Consider the following 23,229-nt stretch of genomic DNA (forward strand, 5'->3'; position numbering starts at 1 on the left):
CCTCCGTCGTCGGTCCGGCACGGCACGGCGCACGGCCCGGGACCTGTGGTCCCGGGCCGTGCACGTCGGTCCTGCTGCTCACCCGTGCGCGGTGCGTGTATCGCCCCGCACGGGTCCGGCGGTCAGCTCGCGGCGGGCGAGGCGTCCCCGGTGGACGTCCCGCACGACGTGTCGAGCGCGATGACTCCGTAGGTCCAGCCGCGGCGGCGGTACGCCACCGACGGGCGGGAGGTCTCGGCGTCGATGAAGAGGAAGAAGTCGTGCCCGACCATCTCCATCTCGTACAGCGCGTCGTCGATCGACATCGCCTGGGCGCTGTGGAGCTTCTGACGGATCACGACGGGCGAGTCGCCCAGCTGGATCTCGACCTCGTCCCCGGGCTCGACGGGAACCGTCGGCGGGGCGGGCACCGGCACCGGCTCCGGGACGTAGGGGCGCACGTCAGCGGTGTCGGCAGGGGTCGGGTTGCGGAACTTGTTCTTGCGGCGGTCCTGCGCTCGCCGGAGACGCTCGTTGAGCTTGTTCACAGCGAGGTCGAGCGCACCGAAGCGGTCGTCCGCGGCTGCCTCGGCGCGGATCACAGGTCCCTTGTCACGGACGGTCAGCTCGACGCGTTCGCGGATGCCGGACTGGCGGGGGTTGTTCTCGTGGGTGACCTCGACATCGACGCGCTGTGCCGTGGGGGCGAGGTGCTCGACCTTCGCGAGCTTGTCCTCCACGTGCTGGCGGAACCGGTCGGCCACCTCGGTGTGACGTCCGACAACAACAATCTCCATGTGATCCTCCTGGGGGGAGTGGGGGCGCTCACGCGCCCGACGGTCAGCTGGGCGGCACCCGCACGGGCGCCTGGGTCCGTACCACCTCCTCCGTCGTGAGATCTGTCTACAGGCTATCCCTCATCCGGTCTCCCGTGCAGGAGTTCACCGGGTGTTTGTGGTGGTCGTGGCGCTGTTCCGGGTGCGCGGCACGTCGCGGAGCCCCCGGGCGGCGGGGTGGCGGCCAGGACCAGGGCCGCCACGACGTGCCCACCCGACGCGGTGATCGCACGCGCGCACTCGGCGAGCGTGGCACCCGTGGTGAGCACGTCGTCCACGAGGACGCAGCCCGCACCGTCGAGCGACGCCCGCGCGGTGGGCCGGACCGTGCGCGAGACGTTGCGGGCGCGCGCACGGGAGCCCAGACCCACCTGGTCGCGGACGGCGAGGAGCCCCGCCCGCTGAGCCAGACCCCGGGCGAACGGCAGGCCGGTGCCGTCAGCCACCGCGCGCGCCAGCTCCACCACGGGCTCACGTCCCCGCCGACGACGGGCTGCACCGCTCGAGGGGACCGCCAGGACTCGCAGCCCACGGGTCCCGAGGTCTGCCGCGACGTCCTCGGCGACGCGCAGCATCACCGCGCGCAGGTGCCGCGAGAGGTCCGTACGGCCGTGATCCTTCCAGGCCACCACGACGTCGCGCACCGGACCCGTGTAGTCCGTGGCGGCCCAGACGGGCCACCGGGCGGCGCCATCCATCGCGTCGAGGCGCGCTGCACCGTGCTCCACGCGTCGCGGCGGCTCGGCGAACCGGCGACGGCAGCGCCCGCACAGGACGACGTCGTGCTCGCCGCACCCCGCGCACGCGAGCGGGACGACCACCCGCGCGAGCTCCCGCAGGACGTGGACCGGTGCGGGCGCGGGGGCGGCAGGGTGAGCAGGCAGGTGCATCCGGTGAGTCTTCCCGCGCCGCGACCGCAGGCGCGGGCTGCGCGGGCACGATGTGGACCCTGGGCTGCGCCGACGCACTGTGGAGGACGGGCACGGTCGACCGGCGGCCGCGGGTGTCAGCCGGGGTAGGCAGGCAGGCGCGCGCCGGTGACCACGGTCGACCATGTGGCACCTGTGCTCGACCGGCTGAGCAGCTCGTCGTCGGCCGTGGCGAGGTACACCGACCTCGTCCCGCGCCCCGCGGCGATCCACTCGGTCCCGGCCACGCTGGACAACGCTTCCGAGCGGCCGGCCAACGGCACGACGTGGACCGTGGGCATGCCGGACGTCGCGCCGCGTGCCAGGACCCCGACCGTCGACTCGTCGAGCCACACCACCTGGCGCGAGCCCAGGACGGGAGCGCCGATGGTCAGGGCCTCCGACAGGCGCAGGGGCAGCTGCGAGTCGTCGTCGCGCACGATCGCCGCGACGTCGATCTGCGTCGACCCGTCCACGGTCGAGATCACGGCCACCCGGGCACCGTCGTGCGAGACGCGCACGGCATCGACCGTCCGGTCCGTCAGCCAGTCACCCGTGACGTTCACCCGCTCGCCCTCGGGCGCGACGGCGACCAACCCCGCGCCACGTCCGGAGTCAGCCGTCCACACCCATCCGAAGCGGTCGACGGACGGGGCCGCGAGGTTCGTTCCCGTCACGAGCGTCGTCGAGGCTCTCGACGACGTGGGCAACGTCTTGATCGACCCGGTGCCCTCTCGGTACACACCGCCCGCGCCGTCAGCCGAGACGGCCAGTGCCGTGACGTCGACGCCGGTGAGCGGGAGCATGTCCGGGACGGGCTCGAGCGCGCCCGACCTCACCTCGCTCACGACGCCGGCCTCGTCGAGCACCCAGGGCAGCCCGACGGGGATGGGATCGCGCTGGAGGGTCACCCGCTCCCCCAGCGCGAGCGGGACACCCCGTACGGTGATCTGCACGGCCCGTACACCTGGCAGCCGCAGGAGGACCGCCTCGAACTGCGCCTGGAGCAGGGAGCGCTTGGCTGGCAGGAGGGCGAGCACCTCCTGGGTGAGGTCGACGCTCGCCACCGCGTCGTTGACGGTCACCGAGTCGACGACGAGCTGCGTGCCCTTCGGGATGAACACGTCGACCGAGTCACGCAGCCACTCGGACGGGCCGCCCAGGAGCCCTTGGACGGCATAGGTCTCCGTCTTGCTCCCCGGGTACCAGCGGACCTCCGGCACGAGGATCTCGCCGTCCCGGGTCGGGAAGTACAGGGACGTCGCGCGATACGTCGACGTGAAGATCGGCGTCGAGACGAACGTGCCGTCCTCGACGGCGACGATGCGCCACTGGTCGGCCGCGTCCTGCTCGAGGCTGAACAGCAGATCCTGTGTCGCACCCGTCGGTGCCTCCGTGAACCGACCCTCACCGTCGATGGTGGACGTCACGCCCACCTGCCAGCTGATGACCGCGGTACGGACCGGCGCCCCGGCGTCCGGGCCGACAGACTCCTCCACCAGCTCCTCCGGGGGCGCGGCCGGGTCGTCCTCCGCAGGGCCCGAGACCTGGACGAGGTCCGGTGCATCCGCGTAGACGGTCGTGCGGGCCGAGGGGTCCCACGTCTGCGCGGTCTCGCTGGCGAGGAACTCCCGCGCGGTGCTCCAGTCCTCGTAGGGGCCACCCGCCTGCGCGTTGAGGAACTCCTCGACGATGACGAGCGGGCTCGCGTCGAGGGTGGGCCCGTAGACCTGGGGGAAGATCGGGCCGACGACGCTCTCGGCGACCTCGCCGCGCTGGACGGGCCCGTCGAGCGGGATCTGCGCACAGCCTGCGACCACTCCCACGGCGAGGACCGCCGCCACCGCCCCGGCCACGACCCGGCGCACGCTGCCGCGCCGCGTCGGAGCGCCCCGGGCCGGCAGTCCGTGGAGCGGTCGGTCGAGTCTGCGCAGGACGGTCATGGGTGTGCCTCGGGCGGGGCGTCGGGGACGGTCGGGCGATCAGCGGGACGGGTCCGGGGGCCCGCCGCGACAGGGTCGGCGAGGCGGGACCCGTCCGCCGGGTCGTGGGGCAGGTCGTCGACGTTCGGGAGGGTGGAGGGGCCGTGCTCGTCCAGGTCGCCGCTCCGGGTCTCCGGGACGTCGGCCGACCGTTCCGGGACGAGCGGCAAGGGGGAACGGGTGAGCACGATGCCCGCCCTGCGCGGCAGCGTGAGGCGGAACGACGCACCCTGCCCCGGTCGTCCCCACGCCTCGAGCCACCCCCCGTGCAGCAGGGCGTCCTCGAGGGAGATCGCGAGGCCGAGGCCCGTCCCGCCGCTCGTCCGGGCGCGAGCGGGGTCGGCACGCCAGAACCTGTCGAAGACGTGCTCCACCTGGTCCCGCGCCATCCCGATCCCGAAGTCGCGCACCCGGACGACGACCGCGGTCGCGTCCCCCGTGACCCGGACCTCGACGGGCCCGCCGTCAGCGTGCTCGATCGCGTTGACGAGGAGGTTGCGCACGATCCGCTCCACGCGCCGGGGGTCGATGTCCGCGGTCACCGGGCCGTCGTCCTGCTCGACGCTCAGCCAGACGCCCTTGCGCTCAGCCAGCGGCAGGGCATGGTCGAGCGCGGCGCCGACCACGTCCCGCAGGTCGCGGGCCTCCGCGTCGAGCACCGCGGCCCCCGCGTCGAAGCGACTGATCTCGAGCAGGTCGACGAGCAGGTCCTCGAAGCGGTCGAGCTGCGTGGCGAGCAGCTCCGCGGACCGCTTGGCCACGGGGTCGAGAGCCTCGCGGCTGGCGTAGATCATCTCGCTCGCCATCCGGACGGTCGTGAGCGGTGTGCGCAGCTCGTGCGAGACGTCGGAGACGAACCGTCGCTGCACGGTCGACAGCGCGTCGAGCCGCTCGATCTGGTCCTGCAGGCTGCCCGCCATCTCGTTGAACGACCGCGCGAGGGTCGCCATCTCGTCCTCGCCCCGGACGGGCAGACGCTCGTCCAGGTGTCCGTCCGCGAGCCGCTCGGCAACCTCGGCAGCCCGTTGCACGGGCTTGACCGCCTGCCGGGTGACCATCGCGGACAGCACGGCGAGGAGTGCGAGGAGCACAGCACCCGCGATGCCGAGCACGCCCTGCATGAACTCGAGGGTCTCCTGCTCCGGCTCCAGCGAGTACAGGTAGTACAGCTCGAAGGTCCCCGCTGCGGGCACGTCCACCGTGGAGCCCACGATGACCCCGGGCTCGGGGCCGTCCGAGGACGGGATCGCCACGGACTGCCACTGCTGCTCGACGCCCTCCTCCGTCGCACGGCGCAGGGCGGGGGTGATGAGGTCGCTGAGCTGCGGGGCGGTGCTGATGTCGAGGACGGACACGGGCGCCGTGTTCCCGGAGGCCCGCAGGAGGAAGATCTCGCGACCTGCCGACCCCCCGGCCTGGAGCGCGGGGATGACGTCGTTGAGCAGCTGCTGGACCTGTGGTGCGGTGGACGCGGTGGTGGAGTTGAAGTTCGCCTGCGCCTGCACCGTCGACCGCCTGCTCTCCTCGAGCACCCGGATGATCCGTTGCTCGAACAGCCCGTCACGGATCGTGCTGGACAAGGACACGCTGAGGAGCGCGACAGACACGATCCCGATGGCGAGCGTCGTGGAGATGACGCGCAGCTGGAGCGAGGACCGCCATGCGCGGGTGATCTGCCGGGTGCGTCGACGAACCCACGCCCATGCCCGCCGGGCGGCGCGCACGGGAGCAAGACGTCGACGGCTCATGAGGGTGCGGCACCAGCCTTGTATCCGACGCCACGGACCGTGAGCACGATCTCGGGGTTCTCGGGGTCGTGCTCGATCTTCGACCGCAGCCGCTGGACGTGGACGTTGACGAGGCGGGTGTCCGCCGCGTGACGGTACCCCCACACCTTCTCGAGGAGCACCTCGCGGGAGAAGACCTGCCAGGGCTTGCGGGCCAGTGCGACGAGGAGGTCGAACTCGAGCGGCGTGAGCGGGATGACGACGCCCTCGCGCAGGACCCGGTGACCCGTCACGTCGATCTCCAGGTCCCCGATGGTCAGGCGTTCCGGCGCGGGCTCGTCCGTCCGCCGCAGCCGGGCACGGATCCGTGCGACGAGCTCCTTGGGCTTGAAAGGCTTCGAGATGTAGTCGTCGGCCCCGGACTCGAGCCCTTGCACGACGTCGACGGTGTCGCTGCGTGCCGTGAGCATGATCACGGGGACGACCGACTCGGCACGGATCTCCCGGCACACCTCGGTGCCGTCCTTGCCCGGCAGCATGAGGTCGAGCAGGACGATGTCCGGCGACGACGACCGGAACGCGGCCAGGGCGCTGTCGCCGTCGGCGCAGAAGAACGGCTCGAACCCCTCGCTGCGCAGGACGAGCCCGATCATCTCTGCGAGCGCCGTGTCGTCGTCAACCACCAGCACGCGTGACTTCATGCCGCTATCCTGCCACCTCCTCATCCGCGCAGCGGGTGCGCGTGGCACGATGGATGGGGCGCACGCCAAGATCACCCGAGGACCGGACGCGGGGCGCACCGCACGCCCCGCGACCCGCAGCACCCGCTCACGCTCCCAGCGAGCGCACCACGTACCTGAGGCACCGACAGCGAGAGGCCGCACCGATGACGACGCCCGAGGACCCCCAGGCCCCTGACCCGGCGCCGTTCACGCCGCCCTCGCCGGCACCGGGATACCCCGCAGGGACGAGCGGCGCACCGTCCTCCGGGGACGCCCCCGCCCCCGCCCCCGCCCAGCCTCGGTTCGGCCAGTACGCGCCGCCCGGAGGACCTCTGAGCGCGCAGAAGCCCGACAGCGGCTCCTACCCGCCCGCTCCGGCGAGCGGGTGGCAGTCGCAGCCGTCCCCGTACGGCGCGCCCGTGGGTTTCGGTGGCCCCGCCTTCCGTGCCCCCGCGGCCAAGCCCGGGATCATCCCGTTGCGCCCGCTCAGCCTCGGTGAGATCTACGACGGGGCGTTCGGTGCGATCCGGAGCAACCCCAAGGTCATGCTCGGGGTCGTGGCGCTCGCCATCGCCGTCGCGACGATCCTCGCGGCCCTCGCCGGGTACGCGGTCGCCCCCACCGTCAACGACTGGCTCGCAGGGGCCGTCGCCGACATCGATCCCGACGGTCTGCTCACGGTCGACGACTTCGGCCCTGGTCTGTCCGTCACGCTCCTGACGACCATCGCGGTGTACCTCGCATCCGTCGTCACCACCGGGCTGCTCATCGTCGCCATCGGACGGGCCGTCATCAACCGTCCCTACACCGCGGCCGACCTGTGGGCCGAGGTGCGCGGCAAGGTCGGCGGCCTGCTCGTCATCTCGATACTGCCCACCGTGGCGATCTCCGTCGTCGTGTTCGTGGTCGTCCTCCTCGTCGCGCTCGTGGGTGCCACCCTCGGCTCCGGGCCGGCCGCCGTGCTCATGCTGCTCGCCGTCGTCGGTCTCGTCGCCCTCGCGGTCTGGGTGGCGATGCGCGTCCTGCTGGCGCCCGCCGCGTACGTGCTCGAGAAGCAGGGTGTCGTCTCGGCGTTCAAGCGGGCCTGGACACTGAGCCGCGGATCGTTCTGGCGGCTCCTGGGCATCTACGTGCTCTCGAACCTCATCGTCAACGTCGTCGTCGGGATCATCGCCGTGCCGGGCACGATCATCTCGAGCCTCGTGTTCGCGGACGGGGGCATCGGTGCCCTCGCGGTGAGCATCGCCTTCAACGTCGTCGCGTACACGATCACGACGGCGTTCCTCTCCGCGGTGGTCGCGCTTCTCTACATCGACGTGCGCATGCGGCGTGAGGGCCTGGACGTCGAGCTCGCTGCGGCGGCTGACGGGGTCTGATGCTGCTCCGGGACGTCCCCGTCGACCCGGACGCGCTGCGGGCACGGCACTGGTTGCTCGACGAGCTCGCGGACCCGGTGTACCACGAACCACCGAACCTCATGGATCTCGTGATCGACTGGTTCCTCGGGCTCTTCGCGGACGTCTCCATGCTCGGCATCAGGGGGCCGTGGGCCGCTCTCGTCATCGTCCTCATCGTCCTGTGCGTCGGCGTCGTCGCGCTCCGGGTCGCAGGTCCGCTCCGCAGGACCACGTCGCTGCGCCGGGCGCCCGCCGTCCTCGACGGCGACGACCGGACGGCCGACGCCATGAGTGCGCACGCCGCCACCCTCGCCCAGCAGGGAGACATGCGCGCCGCGACCCTCGAGGTCTTCCGGGCCATCGTGCGTCGCTGCGAGGAGCGCGCACTGCTCGATCCCCGCCCGGGACGAACGGCGCACGAGGCTGCCGCGGCGCTGGGGGCGCTCCTGCCGGGGACCGGGGACGAGATGGCCACCGCGGCGTCGACCTTCGACTCGGTGTTCTACGGGGACTCGAGCGCCGGGCCCCACGAGTACGCGCACATGCGGCGTGTCGAGAGTGCGGTCGCCTCCGCACGGCGCGCCGTGTCCGGGCACGAGACGGCCGGCGCCGGGACGGCACCGCGGTGACGGCCATGCCGACGACGAGCACCGACCGCTCTCCCACCGGTGCTCCGACGACGACCGGGCAGGGAACGACGACGGGGGACGGGACGACCGGGAAGGGCCGTTTCCGCGCGCGCGCCCGGGCAGCGCGGTGGCCGCTCACGGCCGCGCTCGCACTCGCGCTCGCTGTCCTCGTGTCCGTCGTGGTGCGACCCGAGACGACGGCCGAGCCGTTCTCGCCCGACAGCGCCGACGACACGGGAGCGCGAGCGCTCGCCACCGTGCTCACCGACCAGGGCGTGCGCGTCGAGCACACGACGTCCGTCGCAGAGGCGATCGGTCTCGCCGGACCAGGGACGACGTTGCTCGTCGCGCTCGACTACGGGATGGACGCCGCCGTGGCGCAGTCTCTCGTGGAGACCGGGTCCGCGCTGGTGCTCGTCGCCCCGGGCGCAGAGCTGCTCGCCGCCGCCGCCCCGGACCTCGCCCTCGGGCAGCAGGACACAGGCTCTCCCCTCCCCGCTGACTGCTCGGACCCCGACGCACGGGCCGCGGGCTCGCTCGCGAGCCCCGGCCCCGGCCTGCGACGTGCCGGTGCATCTGAGGAGGCCGGCGCATCCGAGGAGGCCGGCGCATCCGACGGCGTCGGTGCATCCGTCCTGTGCTTCGGCGACGCCCCGGACACCGGCCACTACGCCGTGACGGGCGGGAACCCCGCCGTCCGCATCCTCGACGACCCCGCCCCGCTGACGAACGCACGCATCACCGAGAACGGTCAGGCTGCACTCGGTCTCCGCATGCTCGGGCACGAGGAACGCCTCGTGTGGCTGCTGCCCGAGGAACCGGCCCCGGGCGGCGTCGCCGTGCCCGGGTGGCTGGCTCTCGCCCTGCTCCACCTCCTCGTCGTGGCGGGCGTCCTCGCCCTGTGGCGGGGCAGGCGGCTCGGGCCGGTCGTCACGGAGGACCTGCCCGTCGTCGTGCAGGCCTCCGAGACGACCCGCGGCCGCGGCCGGCTCTACCGCCGCGCCGGCGCGCGCGGGCACGCCGGCGCGGCGCTGCGTGCGGGAGCAGCCGACCGGATGGCAGCACGCCTCGGGCTCCCCCGCTCGGCAGGGGCACCGGCACTGGTCGACGCGGTCGCCCGGGCGTCCGGGCGCAGCCCGGCGGACGTCCACCGGCTGATCTACGGTCCCCCACCCTCCAGCGACGTCGAGCTGACGCGTCTGGCCACCGAACTCGACGAGCTGGAGAGAGAGGTTCACCGCCCGTGAGCACACCCCCCGACCCCCACGAGACCCCGCCCGCCCCCGGCGCAGCGCCCGAGCCGGACCGCGCCCTGCGGACGCAGATCGCCCTGGTCCGCGACGAGGTCGCCAAGGCGGTCGTCGGCCAGGACGCAGCCGTCACCGGCCTGCTCATCGCGCTCCTGTGCCGCGGCCACGTGCTTCTCGAGGGCGTCCCAGGTGTCGCCAAGACGCTCCTCGTGCGCAGCCTCGCGGCGTCGCTGGACCTGCGGACCACCCGCGTCCAGTTCACCCCGGACCTCATGCCCGGGGACGTCACCGGCTCGCTCGTGTACGACGCCCGCACAGCCGAGTTCAGCTTCCGCGAGGGACCCGTCTTCACGAACCTCATGCTCGCTGACGAGATCAACCGCACGCCCCCCAAGACCCAGGCGTCCCTCCTCGAGGCGATGGAGGAGCGTCAGGTGAGCGTCGACGGCCAGCCGCGCCCCCTGCCCGACCCGTTCCTCGTCATCGCGACGCAGAACCCCGTGGAGTACGAGGGCACCTACCCGCTGCCCGAGGCCCAGCTCGACCGCTTCCTGCTCAAGCTCGTCCTGCCGTTGCCCGAGCGCCACCAGGAGATCGAGGTGCTCGCCCGCCACGCAGCAGGCTTCAACCCGCGGGACCTCGCCGCGGCGGGCGTGCGTGCCACGACGAGCATCCCGGACCTCGACCGTGCTCGCACCGAGGTCGCCGGGGTGCACGTCTCGCCCGAGGTCCTCGGCTACATCGTCGACGTCTGCCGGGCCACGCGGCAGTCTCCCTCGCTGTCTCTCGGGGTCTCACCCCGCGGGGCGACGGCCCTCCTCGCGACCTCTCGGGCGTGGGCGTGGCTCTCTGGCCGTGGATTCGTCACGCCCGACGACGTCAAGGCGCTGGCGCACCCGACGCTGCGGCACCGGGTCCAGCTCAGGCCCGAGGCGGAGCTCGAGGGCGTGAGCGCGGAGAGCGTCCTCGAGACCGTCCTCGCGTCCGTGCCGGTCCCCCGCTGACGGGCCGGGCGAGATCGTCGTGGTCATCACCGGACGTGCCGTCGCGCTCACGGCGCTCGGTCTCGTCCCCGTCCTGTGGACGGGCAGCCGCGGCGTCCTCCTCCTGTGGGTGGTCGCCGTGGCGCTCCTGTGCGCCGGAGACGCGGCGCTCGCCGCGTCCCCCCGGCGCGTGGCGGTCCAGCGGACCGTGGCACGTGCGGTACGCCTCACCGAGAGCGTGTCGTCGACCCTCGTCCTGACGAACGGCGCGGGCCGCGCACTGCGGGGCGTCGTGCGGGACGCGTGGCCACCCTCCGCCGGCGCGGAGGACAACCGCCATCTGGTCGACCTCCCGCAGGGAGAGGCTGGACGGTACGTCACCGTCCTCACCCCGGTCCGCCGGGGCGACCGGTACGCCGACCGCGTGACCCTGCGGACCTTGGGTCCGCTCGGTCTTGCCGGACGGCAGGCGTCGTTACCGGTGCCCGGCCGTCTGCGCGTGCTGCCCGAGTTCGCCTCGCGGCGGCACCTGCCGAGCAGGCTGGCGCGTCTGCGCGAGATGGACGGGAGCGCGGCCGTCCAGGTACGCGGCCAGGGCACCGAGTTCGACTCGCTGCGGGAGTACGTGCTCGGGGACGACGTCCGGTCCATCGACTGGCGGGCGTCCGCCCGCAGCCTCGGCATGGTCGTGCGGACGTGGCGTCCGGAACGCGACCGCCGGGTGCTGATCGTCGTCGACACCGCGCGGACCTCCGCCGCGCGGATCGGAGCACAGCCTCGTCTCGACGCGAGCATCGAGGCGGCGCTGCTCCTCGCGGCGCTCGCCTCTCGCGCGGGCGACCGGGTCGAGCTCATGGCCTACGACCGTGCCGTGCGGGCACAGGTCGCGGGCCTGAGCGGCCCGCGGCTCCTGCCGGGCCTCGCCGACGCCCTCTCGACCCTCGACCCCCGGCTCGTCGAGACGGACTGGTCCGGACTCGTCGCGGCGGTGCGTGAACGCACCTCCCAGCGGTCGCTCGTCGTGCTGCTCACCACGCTCGAACCCGCCGCGATCGAGGCGGGACTGCTGCCGGTCGTCGAGCAGCTCACCGCCGCGCACCAGGTGGTCGTGGCGTCCGTCGCCGACCCGGACGTCGCTGCACTCCGCGCTGGCCGGGACAGCGCGGCCGACGTCTTCGACGCCGCTGCGGCGGAACGGGCCGAGCTCGAGCGACGAGCAGCGACAATGGTGTTGGCACGACGTGGGGTCGAGGTCGTCTCCGGTCTCCCGGACACGCTCGCACCACGGCTGGCCGACACGTACCTCTCACTCAAGGCAGCAGGAAGGCTCTAGATGCGACTCACACCGAACGGAACGTCAGCACGGGAGCGGCGCAACCGCCGCATCGCGCTGTCTGTCGTCGCGGCCATGATCCTCATCACCGCCGCGCCAGCGCTCGCCATGCTCTTCGGCTGAGGAGGCTCAGCCGGCCTCCGGCAGCACATAACCGGCTTCGTCCTGCGCGAGATCACCGGTCTCGCCGGCCCGGGCAGCGCGGCGGCCGAACCACAGGACGTATGTCCAGAAGGCCGCGAGCACGACCGCCCCGATCGCGATCTTCAGCCACCACGGCAGCTGCGAGCCGGTGACGAAGCCCTCCACCAGGCCGGAGACGGCGAGCACGCCGACGAGCCCGACAGCGACCGTGAAGAGCGAGCGCCCCTCCTCGGCGAGTGCACGTGACCGCGACCGTCGACCCGGGTCCACGAGCGTCCAGAAGAGCTTGAGACCCGCTCCCCCGGCGACGAAGATCGCCGTGAGCTCCATGAGGCCGTGCGGGAGGATGAGCTGGAAGAAGACGTCCAGCCGGCCGTACTCGGCCATCATCCCGCCGATCGACCCGACCGCGACAGCGTTCTGGAACAGCACGAAGACCGGCCAGATGCCGCTGATGCCGAAACCGATGCACTGGGCGGCGATCCAGGCGTTGTTCGTCCACACGACGGCCGCGAACCCTCCCCCCGGGTCGTAGTACGACTCGAACGCCGTGTCGACGTAGTCCTGGCGGTAGTCGGGTGGCCCCACGGAGGCGAGTCCCTCGGGTGTCGTCGCGACCCAGACGCCCACCGCGAGCGCGAGGACGACGCACCCGATCGTCACTCCGTGCGTCCACCACCGGACCCGGTAGAGCGCTGCAGGGAGCGAGACGAGGACGAAGGTCCGCACGTCCCGCCACGCAGGCTCGTGCGCCCCGGCGATCGTCGTGCGTGCCCGCGAGAGGAGCTCCGAGAGCTGGGAGACGAGAGCCGGGTCGGGGGCGCTCGACCGCACGGTCGACAGGTGCGTCGCCACCGCCTGGTAGAGGCGGACGAGCTCGTCCGCCTCCGCGCCCGTGAGCCGACGGCGACGCGTGAGCGTCCTCAGTCGCGCCCACTCCTGGGCGTGCACGTCCGAGAAGGCGTCGAGGTCCACGGGCGCTACCCTGCCATAGAACGCCAGCGGTGGGACGGGCGCCCGTCCCGCGTCCGCACGACGACCGGAGGAAGCGTGAGCGAGGGCATCGTCATCGGTGAGGGCGTGGTCCTCGACGCCCGGCCGGCATCGTTCGCGACGCGCATGCTCGCGAGCGTCATCGACCTCGCGGTCACTGTGGCCGTGCTCCTGCTGCTCCTCTGGGCGACGACGGGCTCGTTCGTCGTCTCCGGCGAGGACATCGCCCCGGCCCTGTTCATCGCGATCCTCGTCGTCGTGACGATCGTCCTGCCCACGACCGTCGAGACCCTCACCCGGGGTCGGTCTCTCGGCAAGCTCGCGGCGGGCATCCGCATCGTCCGCGACGACGGCGGACCCGTCCGGCTGCGGCACGCGTTCGTCCGCGCCCTCGTGGGCCTCGGCGAGCTGTGGTTCACAGCGGGCTCCGTCGCGCTCATCGTGTCCCTGTCGAACACCAAGGGCCGTCGGGTCGGCGACATGCTCGCGGGGACGTACGCGATCAGGGTGCGCGGCGGACGGCCCACGCTCGTCCCGCTGGCGATGCCTGCCCGGCTGGCGCCATGGGCGGCGGCAGCCGACATGCGGCGCCTCCCGGACGGGCTGGCCCTGGCCTGCCGCCAGTTCCTCGGCCGGGCGGAACGCCTCGACGCGCCCTCCCGGGACCGGGTCGGGCGCGAGCTCGCAGCGAGCGTCAGCAGGTTCGTCGCCCCTGCGCCCCCGCCCGGGACGCACCCTGAGGCGTTCCTCATGGCGGTCCTCGCGGAGCGCAGCGACCGGGAGCGCCGCGCCGGTGCACGCGCGCACGCCCTCGCGCTCGAGCAGGCCGAGGTGGTCCACCGGCTCCCGTACGAGGTCCCCGACCCCGTGAGCTGACGCTTCATGGTGCGGGTGGCGCACGGTGCACGCGCACCACTACCAGCGCGGATGCCCGCGGGCGACGACCCGCTCCCCGCGGGCGGCGGAGGTCGTCCGTACCCGCCCGCGGGCGTTCCGTCCGTCAGTACCGGTAGTGCTCCGCCTTGAACGGGCCCGCGGCGTCGATGCCCAGGTAGTCGGCCTGCTCCTTCGACAGCTCGGTGAGCCGGACACCGAGGGCGTCGAGGTGCAGCCGTGCCACCTTCTCGTCGAGGATCTTCGGCAGGCGGTAGACCTGGCGCTCGTACTCCTCGTCGGTCCCCGCCTTCGTGAAGATCTCGAGCTGGGCGATGACCTGGTTGGCGAACGAGTTGCTCATGACGAACGAGGGGTGACCGGTCGCGTTGCCGAGGTTGAGCAGCCGACCCTCGGACAGGACGATGATCGAGGTCCCTCCGGGGAAGGTCCACTCGTGCACCTGGGGCTTGATCTCCGTGCGGACGATGCCCGGCACGGCCGCCAGGCCGGCCATGTCGATCTCGTTGTCGAAGTGCCCGATGTTCCCGACGATGGCCTTGTTCTTCATCCCCGCGAGGTGCTCGGCGGTGATGACGTCCTTGTTGCCCGTCGTCGTGATGAAGAAGTCCGCCTGGTCGAGGACGTCCTCGATCCGCGCCACCTGGTAGCCGTCCATCGCGGCCTGCAGTGCGCAGATGGGGTCGATCTCGCTGACGATCACGCGCGCGCCCTGGCCCCGGAACGCCTCGGCGGCACCCTTGCCCACGTCCCCGTAGCCCGCGACGAACGCCACCTTCCCGCCCATGAGGACGTCCGTCGCGCGGTTGATGCCGTCCGGGAGGGAGTGGCGGATCCCGTACTTGTTGTCGAACTTCGACTTCGTCACGGAGTCGTTGACGTTGATGGCCGAGAAGAGCAGCTGTCCGGCCTCGGCGAGCTGGTAGAGGCGCATGACGCCGGTCGTCGTCTCCTCCGTCACGCCGAGGATGTTCTCCGCGATGGAGGACCAGCGCAGCGGGTCCTCCTGGAGCACCCGGCGCAGGAGCGCGAGCACGACGTTCGACTCCTCGGAGTGGTGGGGCTCGCCGGGCCGCGTGTCGCTCGGCACCGCGCCGGCACGTTCGTAGGCCACACCCTGGTGGACGAGGAGCGTGGCGTCCCCGCCGTCGTCGAGGATCATGTTGGGTCCGGCGTAGTCGTCGCCCTCCCCCGGCCACACGAGGATCTGCTCGGTGCACTCCCAGTACTCCTCGAGCGTCTCGCCCTTCCAGGCGAAGACGGGCACGCCGCGGGGATCCTCCGGGGTGCCGTCGCGTCCGACGACGATCGCGGCGGCTGCCTCGTCCTGGGTCGAGAAGATGTTGCACGATGCCCAGCGCACCTCGGCACCCAGAGCAGTGAGGGTCTCGATGAGGACGGCCGTCTGCACGGTCATGTGCAGGGACCCGGCGATGCGCGCCCCCGCGAGCGGCTGAGCCTCGCCGTACTCCTCGCGGAGGGCCATGAGGCCGGGCATCTCGTGCTCGGCGAGGCGGATCTGGTGGCGCCCCGCCTCTGCGAGGGACAGGTCGCGGACCTTGTACATACCGGGGACTTCGCTGAAACCTCGCGTGGACATGACGCTCCGCAGATATCGGGTGCAGGTGGGGTTTCAGCCTACTCGCCCCGCCCCGGCGCGCCCCGGACCGTCCAGACGGGAGGGCGGGACGGCGGCGGGTGACAGGCGCACGGCACGGCGCCGGGCCTGCACCGTTTGTCGGTACCGGCAGTACCCAGACCATAACGATTCCATAACTCGCAGGATCCCCGAGATCATGCGCCTCGCAGGTAAAGGAATCCCCTCATTCTGGCCTCGCACGGTCTCCATCTGGGCCGCATTACCCCTGGATGAGGCACGCTGGTCATGGCCGACGTGCCCCACGTCGGCCGTCCTGCCCGCTGTCGCGGCGACCGGAACCCTCGCGGGACCGTGCGCGCCGAACGCGGCTGCTCCGAGCAGCGCGACTCGACCCGGCCGGACAGGCCCGCCCGGGCCCGGACGAGATCCACGGCGCCACTGCGCCGTGCCGTCCATGCCGACGCAAGCACCGAACGAGGTGACGTATGACCGCACTGCACGTCGAGAATGTCTACAAGGTGTTCGGACGACGACCCCAGGAAGCCGTCCGAGCACTCCAGGCCGGCGCCACCCGCGCCGAGGTCAAGAGCCACGGGACGGCGGCCGTCGTCGACGCGTCGTTCGACGTCGCGCCCGGAGAGATCTTCGTCGTCATGGGACTGTCGGGCTCCGGCAAGTCCACGCTCATCCGCATGCTCAACGGCCTCTGGCGCCCGACGAGCGGTCGCGTGCTGCTCGACGGCTCGGACCTCTCGGCGATCTCCGCCAAGGAGCTGCGCGCCGTGCGCCAGGCCAAGGTGAGCATGGTGTTCCAGCACTTCGCGCTCCTGCCCCACCGCACCGTTCTCGACAACGCGGCCTACCCCCTCGAGATCCAGGGGATCGACAAGGCCGAGCGGCGCGAGCGCGCGGCCAAGGCCCTCGCCCTCGTCGGGCTCGAGGGCTGGGAGGACCACCTGCCGTCCCAGCTCTCCGGTGGCATGCGCCAGCGCGTGGGCCTGGCCCGCGCCCTCGGGGCCGACACCGACATCCTCCTCATGGACGAGGCGTTCTCCGCGCTCGACCCCCTCATCCGACGAGAGATGCAGGAGCAGCTCGTCGAGCTCCAGCAGACCCTCAACAAGACGATCGTCTTCATCACCCACGACCTCAACGAAGCGATGTTCCTCGGCGACCGCATCGCCGTCATGCGCGACGGACGGATCGTCCAGATCGGCACGAGCGAGGAGATCCTCTCCGCTCCCGCTGACGACTACGTCGCCCAGTTCGTCGCCGACGTCGACCGGACCCGCGTGCTCACCGCCGCGAGCCTCGCCCAGCGCGCTCCCGCGGTCGTGCCCGTGAGCGGCGGACCCCGCCTCGCCCTGCGGATCATGCGCGAGGCACAGGTGTCCTCCGCCTATGTCGTGGACCGTGCACGCAAGCTCATCGGCGTCGTCCACGACCACGAGGCCGTCACCGCTCAGCGCGACGGCCTGAGCACGCTCGACGCGCTCGTCCGCACCGACGTCGCCTCGGTCGCCGAGGACACCCCGCTCTCCGAGATCTTCGCTCCGGCAGCCGAGTCCGCGCTGCCCGTCCCCGTCGTCGACAGCGCCGGACGGCTCGTCGGGGCCATCCCCCGCGTCGCGCTCCTCGAGGCCATGGTGCCGGCGAGCGCAGACGATATCTCCCCCGTCGAGGAAGGACCCGCCGCATGAGCCGCACCACCGCATCCTCGACCGGCGTCCCCCGCGTGGAGCTGGGCGACGTCGTCGACTCCGCCGTCGACTGGGTGACCGACACGTTCGACGCCGTGTTCGACCAGCTCAAGGCGCTGCTCGTGTGGTGCTACGACCTGCTCGAGACCGTGCTGCAGTCGCCACCGTTCTGGGTCGTCGCCGGCGTCCTCGCGCTCGTCGCCCTCCTCGTCAAGGGCTGGCGGCTCGGCGTGGGATCCCTCGTCGGGTTCGTCGTCATCGCGGCCGTCGACCAGTGGGAGAACGCGATGAGCACGCTCGCGCTCGTCCTCCTCGCCAGCACCATCGCCCTCGCGATCAGCATCCCGCTCGGCATCTGGGCGTCCCGCAACCAGCACGTCTCGCGCACCGTGCGACCCGTCCTCGACTTCATGCAGACGATGCCCGCCTTCGTCTACCTCATCCCCACGGTCGTCGTGTTCCTCACCGGCCCCGTCCCGGGGATCGTCGCCACGGTGATCTTCGCGCTCGCGCCCGGGGTCCGGTTCACCGAGCTGGGCATCCGCCAGGTCGACGCGGAGATCGTCGAGGCCGCGCAGGCGTTCGGAGCGACCGAGGGCCGCGTGCTGCGCCAGATCCGGCTGCCCCTCGCGCTGCCGACGATCATGGCCGGCGTCAACCAGGTCATCATGCTCTCCCTGTCGATGGTCGTCATCGCCGGCCTCGTCGGTGGCGGCGGACTGGGCGAGGACGTCGTCGGTGCCCTCACGCGCATCAACGTGTCCCTCGGCTTCGAGGCCGGCCTCTCCGTCGTCATCCTCGCGATGTTCCTCGACCGCGTCACCGCGGCCCTCGGCACCCGCACGCCGACCTCCCGCGCAGCCTCTGCGCGGGCCTGACCCGCGGCGGGCCCCGCCCGCCGCACCCCTGCACCACCCACCAACCCCAGGGCACTGGTCAACCGGACCGGCCGCCCGCAGGAAGGAACCATGTCCCACCGCACCACCCGCACCGCGCTCGTCGCGACCGGCCTCGCTCTCGCGCTCGGCCTCACCGCCTGCTCCTCCGACGAGGACTCCTCGTCGGACGCCGGGACGACGGGCGGCTCCGCCGCGACGGTCGAGAACGGCGACCTCGCCGACCTGTCGATCGGCATCCACTCCGGCTGGGACGAAGGCATCGCCGTCTCCCACCTGTTCAAGGTCATCCTCGAGGAGGAGGGCTACGAGGTCACGACGCAGACCGCCGACGCGGGCGTCGTCTACACCGGCCTCACCGGCGGCGACTTCGACGTGAACTTCGACATGTGGCTGCCGAGCACCCACGCCGACTACCTCGAGCAGTACGGCGAGGAGATGGAGCAGCTGGGCGTCTGGTACGACGACGCGGTGCTCACGATCGCCGTGAACGAGGACGCGCCGATCACGTCGCTCGCCGAGCTCGCTGAGAACGCCGACCTCTTCGACAACCGGCTCGTCGGGATCGAGGCGGGCGCTGGCCTCACCCGCATCACCGAGGACGAGGCGATCCCCACCTACGGGCTCGAGGGCATGGACTTCGTCAAGTCCTCCACCCCCGCGATGCTCGCCGAGCTCAAGAGCAAGACCGACGCCGGAGAGAACGTCGCCGTCACGCTGTGGCGTCCGCACTGGGCCTACGACGAGTACCCCGTCCGCGACCTCGAGGACCCCGAGGGCGCGATGGGTGAGGCCGAGGAGATCCACACCGTCGGGCGGACCGGCTTCGCTGCCGACTACCCGACCCTCGCGTCCTGGATCGGGGCGTTCACGCTGACGGACGAGCAGCTGTTCAGCCTCGAGAACATCATGTTCAACGAGAACGAGGGCAACGACAACGATGCCTCCGCCACGCAGTGGCTCGAGGAGAACCCGACGTTCGTCGACGACCTCAAGGCTGCCGCCGAGCAGTGAGTCCGTGCGCCGGAGGCCGGGCACCCGTGACGGGGTGCCCGGCCTCCGGCGTCTCGTCGACCGGTCGGCGTCGGGTCAGTCGCGCAGGTCGGGCTCGAGGTAGACGCGGGTCGCGATCGGCACCGCGGCCCGGACCCGGGCCTCGGCCTCGTCGATCGCGTCCGCGATCTCCGCGGCGCTCTCCCGGGCGTCGACCTCGATCTTCGCGGCGACGAGGAGCTCCTCCGGTCCGAGGTGCAGCGTCCGCAGGTGGATGACGGACGGGACACCGGGCCCCACGAGGGCCGCGTCGATGGCGTCGACGTGCTCCGGCGTCGCCGACTCGCCGAGGAGCAGCGACTTGGTCTCGAGAGCGAGCACGACAGCGATGAGCACGAGCAGCACGCCGATGCTCGCGGTGCCCGCCGCGTCCCACCGTCCGTCCCCGGTGACGAGCGTGAGGCTCACGCCGAACAGCGCGAGGACGAGCCCGACGAGGGCGCCGAGGTCCTCGAGGAGCACCACGGGGAGCTCGGGCGCCTTGGCGGTGCGCACGAACTGCGGCCACGTCTGCGTGCCGCGCACGGCGTTGGACTCGACGATCGCGGTGTGGAAGGAGTAGCTCTCCATGGCGATCGCCGCGACGAGGACCGTCACGGGGACCCAGTGCCACGAGTCGATCGCGTGCGGTTCGGACCACTTGTGGTACGCCTCGTAGAGCGCGAAGAGCCCACCGACGCTGAACAGCACGATCGAGACGATGAACGCGTAGATGTACCGCTCGCGGCCGTAGCCGAACGGGTGCCGGGCGTCCGCCTGGCGACGTGCACGCCTGCCGCCGAGGAGGAGGAGCGCCTGGTTGCTCGAGTCGGCGAGGGAGTGCACGCCCTCCGCGAGCATGGACGACGACTGGGTGAGGAGGTACGCGACGAACTTCGTCACCGCGATGCCGAGGTTCGCGAAGAGGGCCGCGACGATGGCCTTCGTTCCGCCGTGTGCTGACATGGTGCTCCATGTGTCGAGGACGAGCGCTGCCGGACGGGCATCGATGCCCGCGGCATCCTATGCCCCGAGCGTCCCCGCGGCGCGTCGACGGTCCTCGCAGCCCCTGGCCTCCCCGCGCCGGAACGAACCGGCAGGCCGCAGGCAACGCGTCAGGAGCCGCAGGGCGGGAGGGACCTCAGAGCGGACGCGTGAGGAGCGGGCGCGCGTCGTCGACGAGGAGCACGGGGATGCCCTCCCGGACGGGGTACGCCAACGGGTTCTCCGCGGCCGTGGAGTGCAGCTCCGGCTCTCCGAGGGGTCCCGTGCCGTCGACGAGCTCGGCGCCTGTCGCCGGGCACCGCAGGATGTCGCGCACCCATCGGTCGAGCGGGAACGGCTGGTCCGTCGATGCACTCATGCGCCTGCCTCCGTGGCCTCGCGGACGAGCGCCAGGACGTCGTCGCGCACCTTGATCATGATGTCCTCGTCCGCGGCCTCGACGTTGAGACGCAGCAGCGGCTCGGTGTTCGAGGCGCGGAGGTTGAACCACCACCGCGGGTGGGAGTCCCAGTGGGACACGGTGAGCCCGTCGAGCTCGTCGACCGTCACCGGCCCCGCCCCCTCCTGGGTGACGTACGCCTCGACGACTCGTGCGCGGGCGGCGGGGACGTCCTCCACCCGGGAGTTGAGCTCACCGCTGGAGACGTACGGCTCGTACATCTCCGCGAGGCTGGACAGCGGGTGCAGCTGCTCGCCGAGCGCGGCGAGCACGTGCAGCGCCGCGAGCATCCCGGTGTCCGCGAAGAAGAAGTCACGGAAGTAGTAGTGCGCGCTGTGCTCGCCGCCGAAGATCGCCTCGTGCGCTGCCATCTCGGCCTTGATGAACGAGTGGCCCACCCGGGTGCGCACGACCTGCGCGCCCGCCGCGACAAGAAGGTCCGGGACGGCCTGCGAGGTGATGAGGTTGTGGATGACGGTGGGCTGGCGCCCGGCCGCGATCTCCTTGGCGACCTCGCGCAGCCCCACGAGCGCGGTGACGGCCGACGGGCTCACGGGCTGCCCGAGCTCGTCGACGACGAAGCACCGGTCGGCGTCGCCGTCGAAGGCGAGACCGATGTCCGCGCCGTGCTCGACCACGGCTGCCTGGAGGTCCCGCAGGTTCTCGGGCTCGAGCGGGTTGGCCTCGTGGTTGGGGAACGTCCCGTCGAGCTCGAAGTACAGCGGCACGATCTCGAGCGGGAGAGCGGGCAGGCCCGCACCCGACCCGAGGACCGCGGGCACCGTGTACCCACCCATGCCGTTGCCCGCGTCCACCACGACCTTGAGCGGACGGATGCCCGAGATGTCGACGAGACCACGCAGGAACGCCGCGTAGTCAGCGAGCATGGACCGGTCCGTCACCTGGCCGAGCTGGGTGGCCGCACCCGGCAGGCCATGACCGAGGTACTGCTCGGCGAGCTCCCGCACGCGGCCGAGCCCGGTGTCCTGACCGACGGGGCGTGCCCCTGACCGGCACAGCTTGATCCCGTTGTACTCGGCAGGGTTGTGGCTCGCGGTGAACATCGCTCCCGGCACCCCGAGCACACCCGAGGCGTAGTAGAGCCCGTCCGTGGAGCACAGCCCGATCCGCACGACGTCGATGCCGGCGTCGGTCAGCCCGCGGGCGAAGGCCTCGACGAGCGCCGGTCCGGACTCGCGCATGTCGTGCCCGATGACGACCCGCGGCCGGGCCTGGACCCCGGTCGGCGGGGTCTCGAGCACCGCTGGCGTCGCGTCGGCGGCGTCTCCGGCATCAGGGATGACGACCGCCGTGGCGAACGCCGCACCGATCGCTTCCGCCACGTCCGTGCTGAACGGCTCCGGCACGATCCCGCGCACGTCGTACGACTTGATGAGTCCGGAGAGGTCATGGAGGGGGCGGCTTGCCGGGGCGGTCTGGTCCATGGCTGCAGCCTACTTGCCGGTCGCGAGCGCCCGGACGTCGTCGTCGGGGTCGACACCCAGGACGGTCGTGCGCGACACCTCGCGCCCGTCGTCGGAGGCGAACCAGCCGGTGCGTTCGCAGTCGTGGCACGAGACGAACGTCGCGGCCACGCCCGCCGCGTTGGGCAGCGACAACCGCGTGAGCGACGACGAGCCGCAGTCCGGGCACCGCCGGGGTCCGGGCACGGCCGCGCTCGCCTGGCTGAGGGATCCCAGCGGGACCTCGAGCGCGGCCGGACGGCGCCCGCGACGACCGCCCGTCCCCGGAGCGGGAGTCACCCGTCGCCCTTGAGCACCCGCAGATGACCTCTCCGGGCCACCTCGCTGGTCTGGACGGGCTCCGGGTCGGCGAGGTGGCGGGGCCGCCCGACCTCCCGGACCGCGTCAGCGAGCGCGACGAGGTCGTCCGGGACGACGTCCGGGGCGACGTCGGGCGCGGTCGCGCCGACGTCCCGCGGATCCTGGTGATCCTGCGAGCCAGCCGGCGTCAGGCGGAGGACCTCCCAGCCGCGCGGGGCGGTGAGGCGGTCGGAGTGCACCTCGCACAGGTCGTAGCTGTGGGGCTCCGCCATGAGCGCGAGGGGCCCGAGGACCGCCGTCGAGTCGGAGTACACGTACGTCAGGGTCGCCACTGCGGCGCGCGCGCAGGCGGTTCGGGTGCATTGGCGGGCTGGACTCACAAGAGACGACGGTACCTCGCCGGGAGCGCTGCCCGGCACTCCCACGCCGGGTGCAATCGGCACGAACGGGCGAGTTCATCCGTCGCGGCCCCTCAGGGCTCCTGGCACCTAGAGTGGCCCCATGGATGCCCTCACACCGTCCTCCGGGCCGACGGTGCCACGTCACCGCCGCGACCGACGGGGTCGGGGCCTGCGCGGCCCTGTCCTGCCGATGTCGGTCCCTGGTCACCGCACGCGTGCCGAGCGCTTCGACGAGTGCGTGCTCGCGACCGTGCAGCACCTCGAGAGGGCCTGGGGCAAGGAGCTGTCCGGGACGGAGTTCGCCGTCGAGGACGTGCCGCCGTCCGACCCGGCGCCCTGGGAGCACGGCGGCGTGCCGCTGGGACGGTACTTCCCGGCGGAGTCGGGTCAACCGGGTCGGGTCCTCATCTACCGTCGACCGGTCGAGAACCGCGCTGCCGACGCACGCGACGTCGCGGAGCTCGTGCGTGACGTGGTCGTCGAGCAGGTGGCGCACCTGCTCTCCCGGCCGCCCGAGGAGATCGACCCGCAGTATCGCGATCCCGGCTGACCTGTGCGCGTGCGTCAGAGGTCCCCGCTGACGACCTCAGCCGCG

General features: G+C 72.2%; 23 protein-coding genes. 11 read left to right on the forward strand and 12 right to left on the reverse strand.

Translation table 11 applies throughout. The features are described 5' to 3' along the window. Positions 1–122 precede the first annotated feature (122 nt). From hpf to mtrA, 5 genes are all read right to left on the reverse strand, one after another. Positions 123–776: a ribosome hibernation-promoting factor, HPF/YfiA family gene (hpf, locus tag AC54T1_RS12325; protein WP_484345971.1), complete on the reverse strand. Its 654-nt coding sequence runs from the start codon at positions 774–776 to the stop codon at positions 123–125. A 113-nt stretch (positions 777–889) separates the two neighbouring features. Next, positions 890–1,705 carry a ComF family protein gene (locus AC54T1_RS12330; protein ID WP_484345970.1) on the reverse strand — a complete coding sequence of 272 codons (816 nt, stop codon included), beginning with the start codon at positions 1,703–1,705 and terminating at the stop codon, positions 890–892. A gap of 116 nt (positions 1,706–1,821) precedes the next feature. Further along, positions 1,822–3,666 carry an LpqB family beta-propeller domain-containing protein gene (locus tag AC54T1_RS12335; RefSeq protein ID WP_484345969.1) on the reverse strand — a complete coding sequence of 615 codons (1,845 nt, stop codon included), beginning with the start codon at positions 3,664–3,666 and terminating at the stop codon, positions 1,822–1,824. Next, positions 3,663–5,453, reverse strand: coding sequence for an MtrAB system histidine kinase MtrB (gene mtrB / locus AC54T1_RS12340; protein WP_484345968.1), 1,791 nt, complete (start codon positions 5,451–5,453; stop codon positions 3,663–3,665). The genes AC54T1_RS12335 and mtrB overlap by 4 nt, the downstream gene beginning before the upstream one ends. Further along, on the reverse strand, positions 5,450–6,133 hold the full coding sequence (gene mtrA / locus AC54T1_RS12345; RefSeq protein ID WP_484345967.1) for an MtrAB system response regulator MtrA: 684 nt from the start codon (positions 6,131–6,133) through the stop codon (positions 5,450–5,452). Before mtrA ends, mtrB begins: the two co-directional genes overlap by 4 nt. 185 nt (positions 6,134–6,318) lie before the next feature. Between mtrA and AC54T1_RS12350 the strand changes: the two genes are divergently transcribed. From AC54T1_RS12350 to AC54T1_RS12375, 6 genes are all read left to right on the forward strand, one after another. Beyond that, on the forward strand, positions 6,319–7,530 hold the full coding sequence (locus AC54T1_RS12350; protein WP_496912114.1) for a DUF7847 domain-containing protein: 1,212 nt from the start codon (positions 6,319–6,321) through the stop codon (positions 7,528–7,530). Further along, entirely contained in the window at positions 7,530–8,180 is a 651-nt protein-coding gene (locus AC54T1_RS12355) for a DUF4129 domain-containing protein (RefSeq protein ID WP_496912115.1), read from the forward strand. Before AC54T1_RS12350 ends, AC54T1_RS12355 begins: the two co-directional genes overlap by 1 nt. A 5-nt stretch (positions 8,181–8,185) precedes the next feature. Continuing rightward, positions 8,186–9,427: a DUF4350 domain-containing protein gene (locus tag AC54T1_RS12360; RefSeq protein WP_496912116.1), complete on the forward strand. Its 1,242-nt coding sequence runs from the start codon at positions 8,186–8,188 to the stop codon at positions 9,425–9,427. Between the two features lie 65 nt (positions 9,428–9,492). Next, positions 9,493–10,434: an AAA family ATPase gene (locus AC54T1_RS12365; protein WP_496912163.1), complete on the forward strand. Its 942-nt coding sequence runs from the start codon at positions 9,493–9,495 to the stop codon at positions 10,432–10,434. Positions 10,435–10,453: 19 nt separating this feature from the next. Beyond that, positions 10,454–11,746: a DUF58 domain-containing protein gene (locus AC54T1_RS12370; RefSeq protein WP_496912117.1), complete on the forward strand. Its 1,293-nt coding sequence runs from the start codon at positions 10,454–10,456 to the stop codon at positions 11,744–11,746. Then, the gene (locus AC54T1_RS12375; protein ID WP_484345961.1) at positions 11,747–11,869 is read left to right on the forward strand and encodes a hypothetical protein; all 123 of its coding nucleotides are present in this window, start codon (positions 11,747–11,749) and stop codon (positions 11,867–11,869) included. A gap of 6 nt (positions 11,870–11,875) precedes the next feature. Here the strand turns inward: AC54T1_RS12375 and AC54T1_RS12380 are convergent, their stop codons facing one another. Continuing rightward, positions 11,876–12,865, reverse strand: a complete 990-nt coding sequence (locus AC54T1_RS12380) for a stage II sporulation protein M (protein WP_484345960.1) — start codon at positions 12,863–12,865, stop codon at positions 11,876–11,878. Between the two features lie 75 nt (positions 12,866–12,940). Between AC54T1_RS12380 and AC54T1_RS12385 the strand changes: the two genes are divergently transcribed. Beyond that, complete coding sequence (locus AC54T1_RS12385) at positions 12,941–13,759, forward strand: RDD family protein (protein WP_496912118.1); 819 nt, start codon at positions 12,941–12,943, stop codon at positions 13,757–13,759. Positions 13,760–13,883: 124 nt separating this feature from the next. Here AC54T1_RS12385 and ahcY read toward each other — a convergent pair whose 3' ends face one another. Then, a complete protein-coding gene (gene ahcY / locus AC54T1_RS12390; protein WP_484345958.1) occupies positions 13,884–15,377 on the reverse strand; it encodes an adenosylhomocysteinase in 1,494 nt (497 codons plus the stop codon). A 485-nt stretch (positions 15,378–15,862) separates the two neighbouring features. Here ahcY and AC54T1_RS12395 point away from each other — a divergent pair, with 485 nt between their 5' ends. The 3 genes from AC54T1_RS12395 (at position 15,863) to AC54T1_RS12405 (ending at position 18,987) form a co-directional block, all read left to right on the forward strand. Next, a complete protein-coding gene (locus tag AC54T1_RS12395) occupies positions 15,863–17,077 on the forward strand; it encodes a quaternary amine ABC transporter ATP-binding protein (RefSeq protein ID WP_484345957.1) in 1,215 nt (404 codons plus the stop codon). Continuing rightward, positions 17,074–17,955, forward strand: coding sequence for an ABC transporter permease (locus AC54T1_RS12400; RefSeq protein WP_496912119.1), 882 nt, complete (start codon positions 17,074–17,076; stop codon positions 17,953–17,955). The genes AC54T1_RS12395 and AC54T1_RS12400 overlap by 4 nt, the downstream gene beginning before the upstream one ends. Before the next feature lie 90 nt (positions 17,956–18,045). Further along, positions 18,046–18,987: a glycine betaine ABC transporter substrate-binding protein gene (locus AC54T1_RS12405; protein ID WP_496912120.1), complete on the forward strand. Its 942-nt coding sequence runs from the start codon at positions 18,046–18,048 to the stop codon at positions 18,985–18,987. Positions 18,988–19,062: 75 nt separating this feature from the next. Here the strand turns inward: AC54T1_RS12405 and AC54T1_RS12410 are convergent, their stop codons facing one another. The 5 genes from AC54T1_RS12410 to AC54T1_RS12430 all read right to left on the reverse strand — a co-directional run bounded on the left by AC54T1_RS12410 (position 19,063) and on the right by AC54T1_RS12430 (position 22,613). Beyond that, positions 19,063–19,971: a cation diffusion facilitator family transporter gene (locus tag AC54T1_RS12410; protein ID WP_484345954.1), complete on the reverse strand. Its 909-nt coding sequence runs from the start codon at positions 19,969–19,971 to the stop codon at positions 19,063–19,065. 175 nt (positions 19,972–20,146) lie between these two features. Continuing rightward, the gene (locus AC54T1_RS12415) at positions 20,147–20,368 is read right to left on the reverse strand and encodes a Trm112 family protein (protein WP_484345953.1); all 222 of its coding nucleotides are present in this window, start codon (positions 20,366–20,368) and stop codon (positions 20,147–20,149) included. Then, positions 20,365–21,894, reverse strand: coding sequence for a phosphomannomutase/phosphoglucomutase (locus AC54T1_RS12420; RefSeq protein ID WP_484345952.1), 1,530 nt, complete (start codon positions 21,892–21,894; stop codon positions 20,365–20,367). Before AC54T1_RS12420 ends, AC54T1_RS12415 begins: the two co-directional genes overlap by 4 nt. A 9-nt stretch (positions 21,895–21,903) precedes the next feature. Then, the gene (locus tag AC54T1_RS12425) at positions 21,904–22,212 is read right to left on the reverse strand and encodes a hypothetical protein (RefSeq protein WP_484345951.1); all 309 of its coding nucleotides are present in this window, start codon (positions 22,210–22,212) and stop codon (positions 21,904–21,906) included. Beyond that, entirely contained in the window at positions 22,209–22,613 is a 405-nt protein-coding gene (locus AC54T1_RS12430) for a DUF3499 domain-containing protein (RefSeq protein ID WP_496912121.1), read from the reverse strand. The genes AC54T1_RS12425 and AC54T1_RS12430 overlap by 4 nt, the downstream gene beginning before the upstream one ends. Before the next feature lie 121 nt (positions 22,614–22,734). Between AC54T1_RS12430 and AC54T1_RS12435 the strand changes: the two genes are divergently transcribed. Beyond that, entirely contained in the window at positions 22,735–23,184 is a 450-nt protein-coding gene (locus AC54T1_RS12435; protein ID WP_484345949.1) for a metallopeptidase family protein, read from the forward strand. Positions 23,185–23,229: the final 45 nt, after the last annotated feature.

The sequence above is a fragment of the Sanguibacter sp. Z41_6 genome, from assembly GCF_059621145.1.